This is a genomic window from Streptomyces montanisoli, from assembly GCF_017813245.1.
Taxonomy (GTDB): domain Bacteria; phylum Actinomycetota; class Actinomycetes; order Streptomycetales; family Streptomycetaceae; genus Streptomyces; species Streptomyces montanisoli.
The window spans coordinates 22,439-33,056 of sequence record NZ_JAGIQL010000071.1 but is presented as its reverse complement, the minus strand read 5'-3'; the positions used below and the strand labels follow the sequence as shown (position 1 = coordinate 33,056).

At 70.4% G+C, this 10,618-nt stretch carries 8 protein-coding genes and 2 pseudogenes; 9 read left to right on the top strand and 1 reads right to left on the bottom strand.

Annotated features, from left to right (window positions below):
• Positions 1–106: 106 nt before the first annotated feature.
• From JFN87_RS18235 to JFN87_RS18195, 9 genes and pseudogenes are all read left to right on the top strand, one after another.
• A pseudogene (locus tag JFN87_RS18235) lies at positions 107–988 on the top strand (molybdopterin dinucleotide binding domain-containing protein); the annotation flags it as partial.
• Entirely contained in the window at positions 985–2,352 is a 1,368-nt protein-coding gene (nuoH, locus tag JFN87_RS18230) for an NADH-quinone oxidoreductase subunit NuoH (protein WP_209341224.1), read from the top strand. The pseudogene JFN87_RS18235 and the gene nuoH, both read left to right, overlap by 4 nt.
• 58 nt (positions 2,353–2,410) lie before the next feature.
• Complete coding sequence (nuoI, locus tag JFN87_RS18225; RefSeq protein WP_209341233.1) at positions 2,411–3,022, top strand: NADH-quinone oxidoreductase subunit NuoI; 612 nt, start codon at positions 2,411–2,413, stop codon at positions 3,020–3,022.
• The gene (locus tag JFN87_RS18220) at positions 3,019–3,936 is read left to right on the top strand and encodes an NADH-quinone oxidoreductase subunit J (protein WP_209341222.1); all 918 of its coding nucleotides are present in this window, start codon (positions 3,019–3,021) and stop codon (positions 3,934–3,936) included. The genes nuoI and JFN87_RS18220 overlap by 4 nt, the downstream gene beginning before the upstream one ends.
• Positions 3,933–4,232 (top strand): NADH-quinone oxidoreductase subunit NuoK, encoded by a 300-nt coding sequence (gene nuoK / locus JFN87_RS18215; RefSeq protein WP_030904048.1) that lies wholly within the window; start codon positions 3,933–3,935, stop codon positions 4,230–4,232. The genes JFN87_RS18220 and nuoK overlap by 4 nt, the downstream gene beginning before the upstream one ends.
• A 14-nt stretch (positions 4,233–4,246) precedes the next feature.
• Positions 4,247–6,193 (top strand): NADH-quinone oxidoreductase subunit L, encoded by a 1,947-nt coding sequence (nuoL, locus tag JFN87_RS18210; protein WP_209341220.1) that lies wholly within the window; start codon positions 4,247–4,249, stop codon positions 6,191–6,193.
• Positions 6,194–6,198: 5 nt separating this feature from the next.
• Positions 6,199–7,776 carry an NADH-quinone oxidoreductase subunit M gene (locus JFN87_RS18205; protein WP_209341232.1) on the top strand — a complete coding sequence of 526 codons (1,578 nt, stop codon included), beginning with the start codon at positions 6,199–6,201 and terminating at the stop codon, positions 7,774–7,776.
• Positions 7,773–9,428, top strand: a complete 1,656-nt coding sequence (gene nuoN / locus JFN87_RS18200; RefSeq protein WP_209341215.1) for an NADH-quinone oxidoreductase subunit NuoN — start codon at positions 7,773–7,775, stop codon at positions 9,426–9,428. The genes JFN87_RS18205 and nuoN overlap by 4 nt, the downstream gene beginning before the upstream one ends.
• Positions 9,429–9,585: 157 nt before the next feature.
• Positions 9,586–9,888, top strand: a pseudogene (locus JFN87_RS18195) (alpha/beta fold hydrolase); the annotation flags it as partial.
• Here JFN87_RS18195 and JFN87_RS18190 read toward each other — a convergent pair.
• Positions 9,885–10,502, bottom strand: coding sequence for a Uma2 family endonuclease (locus tag JFN87_RS18190; protein WP_209341230.1), 618 nt, complete (start codon positions 10,500–10,502; stop codon positions 9,885–9,887). The pseudogene JFN87_RS18195 and the gene JFN87_RS18190 sit on opposite strands and share 4 nt — an antisense overlap.
• Positions 10,503–10,618: the final 116 nt, after the last annotated feature.

Sequence of the window (10,618 nt, the reverse complement as noted above, 5' to 3'; positions counted from 1 at the left end):
CCCCCCCCCCCCCCCCCCCCCCCCCCCCCCCCCCCCCCCCCCCCTCCCTCCAGGGCGCAGCCGGCACACGCGCTCCACCGCAGACCGGAGTCCAGTCGTGTGCTCTCCCCATCTGCTGCCCGGCGGCCGTCCCGCGACGGACCCGCGGGCACGCGAGGAGACGGCCGCCGCCTGGGGCGTGGCCGAACTGCCGCACCGCTACGGGCGCGACACGGGCCAGATGCTGCGCGCCGCGGTGGCGGGAGAGCTGGGCGCGCTGGTGGTGGCGGGCGTGGAGGCCGGCGACCTGCCGGATCCGGCGGGGGCGCGCGAGGCGCTCGACAAGGTCGGCTTCCTCGTCTCGTTCGAGCTGCGGCCGAGCGAGGTGACGGACCGGGCCGACGTGGTCTTCCCGGTCGCGGCCGTCGCGGAGAAGCCGGGCACGTTCCTCAACTGGGAGGGCAGGCCCCGGCTGTTCGAGGCGGCCCTCAAGCCGGAGCAGATGACGACGCGCCTCGCCCCCACGGACGCGCGCGTGCTGCACATGCTGGCGGACGAGATGGACGTCGCGTTCGGGCTGCCCGACATCGCGGCGGTGCGGCGGGAGATCGACGCGCTCGGCGCGTGGACGGGCCCGCGCGCGACGCCGCCCTTCGAGCCGTCGGCGCCGCTGCCGAGGCCCGGCGAGGGCGAGGCGGTGCTCGCGGGCCACCGGATGCTGCTCGACCTCGGCCTGCTCCAGGAGGGCGACGAGGCGCTCGCCGGCACGCGCCACGCGGCGCTCGCGCGGCTGTCGCCCGCCACCGCGGCCGAGCTGTCGCTGGCGGACGGCGACGCGCTCACGGTGACGGGCCCCGCGGGCGGGGTGACGCTGCCGCTGCGGGTCACGCCCATGCCGGACCGGGTGGTCTGGATCCCGTTGAACAGCTCACCGGGGACGACGGGCGCGGCCCCCGGCTCGCCCGTACGCGTCGCCAGGGCGACCGACACCGCGGAGGCCACGCGATGAACCCGACCATGATGCTCGCGGCCGAGGACCTGTCCCTGTTCGGGCGCGACCCCTGGTGGCTCGTCGTCCTCAAGGCGGTCTTCTGCTTCGCGTTCCTCATGCTGACGGTCCTGTTCGCCATCGTCTGGGAGCGCAAGGTCGTCGCGTGGATGCAGCGGCGCATCGGCCCCAACAGGCACGGGCCCTGGGGCATGCTCCAGTCGCTCGCCGACGGCATCAAGCTGATGCTGAAGGAGGACCTCGTCGTCAAGCGGGCCGACAAGTTCGTCTACGTGCTCGCGCCGATCGTCGGCGCCGTGCCGGCCTTCATGGCGATCGCGGTGATCCCGTTCGGGCCCGCGGACAACGAGATCTCGATCTTCGGCACGCGCACGACGATGCAGCTCACCGACCTGCCGATCGCGATGCTGTACATCCTGGCCTGCGCGTCGGTCGGCATCTACGGCATCGTCCTCGCGGGCTGGTCGTCGGGGTCGACGTACCCGCTGCTCGGCGGGCTCCGCTCGTGCGCGCAGATGATCTCGTACGAGATCGCGATGGGCGCCGCGTTCGCCTCGGTCTTCCTCTACTCCGGCTCGATGTCGACATCGTCGATCGTCGAGTCCCAGCACGACCGCTGGTACATCATCCTGCTGCCGGTGTCGTTCATCATCTACATCGTCACGATGGTGGGGGAGACGAACCGGGCGCCGTTCGACATGCCGGAGTCCGAGGGCGACCTCGTCGGCGGCTTCAACACCGAGTACTCGTCCATCAAGTTCGCGATGTTCATGCTCGCCGAGTACGTGAACATGGTGACGGTCTCGGCGGTGTCGACGACCCTCTTCCTCGGCGGCTGGCGCGCGCCCTGGCCCATCTCGACGTTCTGGGAGGGCGCCAACCACGGCTGGTGGCCCATCCTCTGGTTCGTCATCAAGGTGCAGCTGCTGCTGTTCGGCTTCATCTGGCTGCGCGGCACGCTGCCCCGCGTGCGCTACGACCAGCTGATGAAGCTCGGCTGGAAGGTGCTCATCCCGGTCTCCGTGGTCTGGCTGATGCTCGTCGCGACCGTGCGGGCGCTGCAGAACCAGAACTACGACTTCACCTCGATCCTGCTCTACGTGGCGGGTGCGGTGATCGCCATCCTGCTGATCACGTTCGTGGTCGACATGTTCCGCGGCAAGGGCGACCGCGACGGCGCGGACGCCGAACGGGCGGGTGCGCCACCGGGGTTCGACCCGATGGCGGGCGGGTTCCCGGTGCCTCCGCTGCCCGGGCAGACGCCCCCGCCCGTGCCGCGCAGGCGGCCGCGCCGCGAGCGCGAGCTCATTGTCAGTGGCGCGGTCAATACTGAGAGTGACGGAAAGGAGGAGAGCGGTGTCTGACAGCAACTCACCCGAGAAGGGCGGCCAGGGCGGGGCGCGTGACGGGGGCGTACCCCCGCTGCCGAAGAACCCCGTGGCCGGGTTCGGCGTCACCTTCGCCGCCATGTTCAAGCGGCGGCTCACCGAGCAGTACCCCGAGCAGCAGAAGGTGACGGCGCCGCGCTTCCACGGCCGCCACCAGCTCAACCGCCACCCGGACGGCCTGGAGAAGTGCGTCGGCTGTGAGCTGTGCGCCTGGGCCTGCCCGGCCGACGCGATCTACGTGGAGGGCGCGGACAACACCGACGAGGAGAGGTACTCGCCGGGGGAGCGCTACGGCCGCGTCTACCAGATCAACTACGCGCGCTGCATCCTGTGCGGCCTGTGCATCGAGGCGTGCCCCACCCGCGCGCTGACGATGACCAACGAGTTCGAGCTCGCCGACAGTTCGCGGCAGGACCTGATCTACACCAAGGACCAGCTGCTGGCCGGCCTTGAGGAGGGCATGGTCGACTCGCCGCACGCCATCTACCCCGGCACGGACGAGCAGGACTACTACCGCGGCAGGGTGACGGAGGCCGCGCCCGGCACGGTCCAGCAGGTCGCTCTCACCAAGCAGGACCGCCCGCAGGACGGCGCGTCCGACTTCGGTGAGGACGAGCCGGCGTCGAAGAAGGTGATCGGCGCATGAGCCCGCTCCACCCCGGCGGCCTCGACTCGGCGGCCGCGCTCGCCGCGTCGACGGCGTACCACACGTCCACGGGCGAGGCCGTGCAGTTCTGGATCCTCGGCGTCGTCGCGGTGATCGGCGCGCTGTGCACGGTGCTGATGCGCAAGGCCGTGCACAGCGCCCTCTGCCTCGCCGGCACGATGATCATCCTCGCGGTGTTCTACCTCGCCAACGGCGCGTACTTCCTGGGGATCGTGCAGATCGTCGTCTACACGGGCGCGATCATGATGCTGTTCCTCTTCGTGGTGATGCTCGTCGGCGTCACCGCGGCGGACTCCCTCAAGGAGACCATCGCGGGCCAGCGCTGGCTCGCCGCGCTGTGCGGGGTCGGCTTCGGCATCCTGCTGATCGCGGGCATCGCCAACGCCTCGCTGCGGTCGTGGAACGGCCTCGGCCGGGCCAACGCGGCGGGCAACCCGCAGGGCCTCGCCGCGCTGATCTTCACCAAGTACGTGTTCGCCTTCGAGCTCACGGGCGCGCTGCTGATCACGGCGGCCGTCGGCGCGATGGTGCTCACGCACCGGGAGCGCACGGAGCGCGCCAAGTCGCAGCGCGAGCAGTCCGAGGAGCGGATCAGGGCGGGCAGGCAGCTGCCGCCGCTGCCCGCGCCCGGCGTGTACGCCCGCCACAACGCGGTCGACATCGCGGGCCTGCTGCCCGACGGCACGCCGTCGGACCTCACGGTCAACAAGACCCTCAAGGGCCGCGGTCAGATCAGGGACGTCTCGCAGGAGGCCATCGCGGACCTCAGGGCGCTGGAGCAGCGCTCCGAGTCGCGGCTCGGCCGTGAGCGCGGCGAGGGCACGGGCAAGGAGCGCCGGGCCGACGATGACGCGCGCGAGGAGCGCGGGAAAGAGGAGGGGGTCACCCGATGAACCCGGTCTACTACCTCTATCTGGCGTCGCTGCTGTTCACGATCGGCGCGGCGGGCGTGCTGATCCGGCGCAACGCGATCGTGGTGTTCATGTGCGTCGAGCTGATGCTCAACGCGTGCAACCTCGCGTTCGTCGCGTTCTCCCGGCTGCACGGCAATCTCGACGGCCAGATCATCGCGTTCTTCACGATGGTCGTCGCCGCCGCCGAAGTCGTCGTCGGCCTCGCCATCATCGTGTCGATGTTCCGCGCCCGCCACTCGGCCTCGGTCGACGACGCCAGCCTGATGAAGCTCTGAGGGGTCGGGAAATCGTGGACAATCTCATTGCGCTGCTGATCGCGGCGCCACTGCTCGGGGCCGCGGTCCTGCTGTGCGGGGGGCGCGCCCTCGACCGGGTGGGGCCCCTGGTCGGCACGGTGCTCTCCGGCGCCTCGTTCGTCATCGGGGCCGTGCTCTTCGCGGACATGCTGGGCAAGGGCGCAGGCGACCGGACGATGACCCAGCACCTGTTCGCCTGGGTGCCGGTGGCCGGGTTCAAGGCGGACGTCGGCTTCCAGCTCGACCAGCTCTCGATGACGTTCGTGCTGCTGATCAGCGGCGTCGGCACGCTCATCCACATCTACTCCATCGGCTACATGGCCCACGACGAGCGGCGCCGCCGCTTCTTCGGCTACCTCAACCTGTTCGTCGCGGCGATGCTGCTGCTCGTACTCGCGAGCAACTACCTGCTGCTGTACATGGGCTGGGAGGGCGTGGGCCTCGCCTCCTACCTGCTGATCGGCTTCTGGCAGCACAAGCCGAGCGCGGCAACGGCCGCCAAGAAGGCCTTCCTCGTCAACCGCGTCGGCGACATGGGCCTGTCGATCGCGATCATGCTGATGTTCACGACGTTCGGCACGTTCTCCTTCGGGGGCGTCTTCGGCGCGGCCCACGGCGCGACGGAGGGCAAGCTCACGGCGATCAGCCTGATGCTGCTGCTCGCCGCGTGCGGCAAGTCCGCCCAGGTGCCGCTCCAGTCCTGGCTGGGCGACGCGATGGAGGGCCCGACGCCCGTCTCGGCGCTGATCCACGCGGCGACGATGGTGACGGCGGGCGTCTACCTGATCACCCGCTCCGCCGACCTGTTCAACGGCGCGCCCACCGCGCAGCTCGCGGTGGTCGTCGTCGGCGGGGTCACGCTCCTGTTCGGTGCGATCGTCGGTTGCGCGAAGGACGACATCAAAAAGTCCCTGGCAGGCTCCACGATGTCGCAGATCGGCTACATGATCCTCGCGGCCGGCCTCGGCCCGATCGGCTACGTCTTCGCGATCATGCACCTGGTGACGCACGGCTTCTTCAAGGCCGGGCTGTTCCTCGGCGCCGGTTCCGTGATGCACGGCATGAACGACGAGGTCGACATGCGCAAGTACGGCGGCCTGCGCAAGTACATGCCGGTCACGTTCGTCACGTTCGGCCTCGGCTACCTCGCGATCATCGGCTTCCCCGGCCTGTCCGGCTTCTTCTCCAAGGACAAGATCGTCGAGGCCGCCTTCGCCAAGGGCGGCACGGAGGGCTGGATCCTCGGTGCGGTCACGCTCCTGGGCGCGGCGATCACCGCGTACTACATGACGCGCATGATGCTGATGACGTTCTTCGGCGAGGAGCGGTGGCGCAATACCGCGACGGCGTCGCCCGACGCGCCGGACGTGGAGCCCGCCGCCGAGGAGCGCGGACGCCACGCGGAGCCGCACCCGCACGAGTCGCCCTCGGTCATGACGATCCCGATGATCGTCCTCGCGATCGGCTCGGTCGGCGCCGGCGCGTTCTTCGGCGTCGGCGACCGCTTCCTGCGCTGGCTGGAGCCCGTCACCGGGCACAGCGAGGGCAACTCCCCGGTCAGCGCGGGCGTCGTCACGGCGGCCACGCTGGTGCTGCTGGTCGTGGGCGCGGGCATCGCGTACCTCCAGTACGGCAGGCGGCCGGTGCCCGCGAGGGCGCCGCGCGGCTCGCTGCTGACCAGGGCCGCCCGCAGGGACCTGCTCCAGGACGATTTCAACCACGTCGTCCTGGTACGCGGCGGCGAGCACCTGACCCGCTCGCTGGTCTACGTCGACCACACGGTGGTGGACGGCGTGGTCAACGGCACGGCCGCCTCGTTCGGCGGGCTCTCCGGGAGGCTGCGCAAGCTTCAGAACGGCTACGCGCGCTCCTACGCGCTCTCGATGTTCGGAGGTACGGCAGTGATCGTCGCCGCGACCCTGCTGATGAGGGCGGTGTGAGTGCGATGTCGTTCCCTTACCTGACCGTCACGTTCGCCCTGCCCGCGGCCGGTGCGATCGTCACGGCGGCCGTGCCCGCCGCGCGGCGCACCGCCGCCAAGTGGACGGCGCTGGTCTTCTCGCTCGCCACGCTCGTCATGGCGGCGATCGTCATCGTCCGGTTCGACCCGGGCGGCGGGCAGTTCCAGCTCGCGGAGTCGCATGCGTGGATCAAGGACTTCGGCGTCTCGTACGACCTGGGCGTCGACGGGATCGGGGTGGCGCTGCTCGCGCTGACCGCGCTGCTGATCCCGTTCGTGATCCTCGCCGGCTGGCACGACGCCGACCCCCTCGAAGAGGCGCGGCCGAACCGGCGGTGGCGGCCGACGCAGGGCTTCTTCGCCCTGATCCTGGCCGTCGAGGCGATGGTGGTCCTCTCCTTCGAGGCCACCGACGTCTTCCTGTTCTACCTGCTGTTCGAGGCCATGCTGATCCCGATGTACTTCCTCATCGGCGGCTTCGGCGACCGTGCGCACTCGGGCGGGGACGAGGCCGCGGCCACCCAGCGCTCGTACGCGGCGGTGAAGTTCCTCCTGTACAACCTCGTCGGCGGGCTGATCATGCTGGCCGCGGTGATCGGCGTGTACGTCGTGGCGGGCACGTTCTCGCTCACGGACATCGCGCATCTGCGGGCGGCCGGCGACCTGTCGATGTCGACGTCCACGGGCCGGTGGCTGTTCCTCGGCTTCTTCTTCGCGTTCGCGGTGAAGGCGCCGCTGTGGCCGGTGCACACCTGGCTGCCCAGCGCGATGGGCGAGTCGACGGCGCCGGTCGCCGTCCTGCTGACGGCGGTGGTCGACAAGGTCGGCACGTTCGCGATGCTGCGCTACTGCCTCCAGCTCTTCCCCGAGGCGTCCAAATGGGCCACGCCGGTGATCCTGGTGCTTGCGCTGATCAGCATCGTCTACGGCGCGCTGCTCGCGGTGGGGCAGCGGGACATCAAGCGGCTGATCGCGTACGCCTCGATCTCCCACTTCGGCTTCATCATCATGGGCATCTTCGCGATGACGAGCCAGGGCCAGTCGGGCGCGACGCTGTACATGGTCAACCACGGGATCTCGACGGCGGCACTGATGCTGGTGGCCGGGTTCCTGATCTCGCGGCGCGGCTCGCGGCTCATCTCGGACTACGGGGGAGTGCAGAAGGTCGCGCCCGTGCTCGCCGGCACGTTCCTGATCGGCGGCCTCGCGACGCTGTCGCTGCCCGGGCTCTCGCCGTTCGTGAGCGAGTTCCTCGTCCTCGTCGGCACGTTCAGCAGGTACCCGGTGATCGGGATCATCGCGACGATCGGCATCGTGCTGGCCGCGCTCTACGTGCTCGTCCTGTACCAGCGCACGATGACCGGGCCCGTGAAGGCGACGGTCCAGGGCATGTCCGACCTGAAGGTCCGTGAGGTGGTCGTGGTCGCGCCGCTGATCGCACTGCTGATCTTCCTCGGCGTGTACCCCAAGCCGCTCACCGACATCGTGAACCCGGCCGTGCACCAGACCATGTCGCAGGTCGACCGAACCGATCCCCACCCCCAGTTGGAGGCGTCCCGATGAGCGCGCCGGCTGTCCACAGCCTGTGGACGACGACGGCTGCCGATTCGATCGGCACGATCCCGTCGCCCCACATCGAGTACGGCCAGATCTCCCCCGTGCTGATCGTGGCGGGCGCCGCGATGGTGGGCGTCCTGTTCGAGGCGTTCGTGCCGCGCAAGGCGCGTTACTACGCCCAGGTCATCCTCGCCGTGCTCGGACTCGCCGCCGCGTTCGCCGCGGTGGTGGCGCTCGCGGCCGACGGGTACGGCAGCGCGTCGAAGGCGCACATCGCGGCGGAGGGCGCGGTCGCGGTCGACGGGCCCGCGCTGTTCCTGCAGGGCACCATCCTGCTGACCGCGGTGGTCGCGATCTTCACGTTCGCCGAGCGGCGCCTCGACCCGGCGGCCGGCAGCCACCGTGTCGACTCGTTCGCCGCCCAGGGCGCGGCCATGCCCGGCAGCGACGCGGAGAAGGCGGCCGTACGGGCCGGCTTCACCACGACGGAGGTGTTCCCGCTGTCGCTGTTCGCGGTGGCGGGCATGCTGGTGTTCCCCGCGGCGAACGACCTGCTGACACTGTTCGTGGCCCTGGAAGTCCTGTCGCTGCCGCTGTACCTGCTGTGCGCGCTGGCCCGCCGCAAGCGCCTCATCTCGCAGGAGGCGGCGGTCAAGTACTTCCTGCTCGGCGCCTTCTCGTCTGCGTTCCTGCTGTTCGGGGTCGCCCTGCTGTACGGGTACTCGGGCTCGGTCACGTACGCGCGCATCGCCGAGGTCGTCGACGGCACGGTGCAGAACGTCGACCCGGCGCTCGCGGGCACGATGGGCAACGACGCGCTGCTGCTGATCGGCGCTGCGCTGGTGATCATGGGCCTGCTGTTCAAGGTCGGCGCCGTGCCGTTCCACATGTGGACGCCGGACGTCTACCAGGGCGCGCCGACGCCCGTCACCGGGTTCATGGCCGCGGCCACGAAGGTCGCCGCGTTCGGCGCGCTGCTGCGGCTGCTGTACGTGGTGCTGCCCGGCCTGACGTGGGACTGGCGGCCGGTGATGTGGGGCGTCGCGATCATCACGATGATCGGCGGCGCGATCGTCGCCATCACGCAGACCGACATCAAGCGGCTGCTCGCGTACTCGTCCATCGCGCACGCGGGGTTCATCCTGGCCGGTGTCATCGCCGCCTCGCCGAACGGCATCTCGTCCGTCCTCTTCTACCTCGCGGCGTACTCCTTCGTGACGGTCGGCGCGTTCGCGGTCGTCACGCTCGTGCGCGACGCGGGCGGCGAGGCGACGCACCTGTCGAAGTGGGCGGGGCTCGGGCGCCGTTCGCCGCTGGTGGCGGCCGTGTTCGCGGTCTTCCTGCTGGCGTTCGCGGGCATCCCGCTGACGTCGGGCTTCGCGGGGAAGTTCGCGGTCTTCAAGGCGGCCGCGGCGGGCGGCGCCGTGCCGCTCGTGATCATCGGTGTGATCTCGTCGGCGATCGCGGCGTTCTTCTACATCCGCGTCATCGTGCTGATGTTCTTCAGCGAGCCGCGCCCGGACGGCCCGACGGTGGCGGTCCCGTCACCGCTGACGATGGTCACGATCGGTGTGGGCGTGGCGGTGGTCCTGGTCTTCGGCATCGCGCCGCAGTACTTCCTGGACCTCGCGGGCCAGGCGGGCACGTTCGCCCGCTGACGGGTTTCGCGGCCCGGCTCCGGCCCGGCTCCCTCCCCTCTTGCGGGGAGGGAGCCGGGCCGCCGTGCGTTCGCCTGCGCGTCCACCCTCGCGTTCACCGGGGACGGTGCGGGGGCAGGACCCGCGAGAGTGCGCCGATGCTGACGCCGGCGATCGTGCGGAGCTGCTCGCGGCGGAGGGCGGCTTGCGGGCGTCACTCGCCTACTACCGCGACGTGGCGGAGTCCGCGCGCAGGAACCACGAGGCGCTGGCGCGAGCCCACCTGACCGTCCCGGTCCTCGGCGTCTCCGGCTCCCACGGCTCGATCCCCGACATGGCCGCGACCCTCAGCCCCTGGGCGCACAACACGAGCGGCACCGTGATCCGGCGGTCCGGCCACTTTCTCCCGGACGAGCAGCCCGCCGCGGTCGCCGCCGCGCTGCACGCGTTCATCGAAGGCGCCGGGGACTGCGGGCGTTAGCGGGCGCGCCTGCGCGGTGTGATCTCGGCCAGGTCGAGGTCGACGGCGAATGGCGCGGACACTTTCAGCCGGTCGTGGAAGATGCCGGTGCTGGTGTAGACGCCGGTGGCGGGCTCGCGCTCGAAGGCGTACACCACGGCGCGTCCGTCGTGGTTCTCCACGCGCCAGTAGTGCTGGATGGCGGCGCGGGCGTACTTCACCGGCTTGGTCTCGCGGTCGCGGGAGAGGGACTCGGGTGAGACCACTTCGATCGCGAGGACGACCGCCTCGGCGGGAAACCGCGTCTGTGCCGCGTCCTCGACGACGTCGCCGTGCACGACGATGACGTCGGGCTCGGGCCGGTTCTGGCGGTCGATGTCGATGGTGAATTCGCGCACGACCTCCAGGTCCGGGGGGAGGCAGGACTGCAGTTGCCACTCGAAAAAGCTCACAGCCCGGCTGTGGAAAAGGCTTCGCGGACTCACGAGGACGAGGCTCCCGTCGATCAGCTCCGTGTGCGGAGGCAGGTTGGGAAGCCGGTCCAGGTCGTCGGCGGTCCAGCCGTCCACGGGCGGCATGTTCCAGTCGTGCAGCGGGGCCCCGTGCATGGGCACCGGTTCGTGCTCGACACTCATTGCTGCTCCCATGTGGGCGAGTCTCGCGGACGCACTCAGCGTAACCGCCGGAAACATGATCACGCTCGCTCGTACGGATGGCGGCAGGTCGCCGCGTTGACGCAGCGGTGCGCGCC

What these genes read in the sequence shown, in the direction of transcription:
- JFN87_RS18220 (WP_209341222.1), top strand. Translation starts at nt 3,019, where the DNA reads ATGAGCCCGCTCCACCCCGGCGGCCTCGACTCGGCGGCCGCGCTCGCC.
- nuoH (WP_209341224.1), top strand. Translation starts at nt 985, where the DNA reads ATGAACCCGACCATGATGCTCGCGGCCGAGGACCTGTCCCTGTTCGGG.
- nuoN (WP_209341215.1), top strand. Translation starts at nt 7,773, where the DNA reads ATGAGCGCGCCGGCTGTCCACAGCCTGTGGACGACGACGGCTGCCGAT.
- JFN87_RS18190 (WP_209341230.1), bottom strand. Translation starts at nt 10,502, where the DNA reads ATGAGTGTCGAGCACGAACCGGTGCCCATGCACGGGGCCCCGCTGCAC.
- JFN87_RS18205 (WP_209341232.1), top strand. Translation starts at nt 6,199, where the DNA reads ATGTCGTTCCCTTACCTGACCGTCACGTTCGCCCTGCCCGCGGCCGGT.
- nuoK (WP_030904048.1), top strand. Translation starts at nt 3,933, where the DNA reads ATGAACCCGGTCTACTACCTCTATCTGGCGTCGCTGCTGTTCACGATC.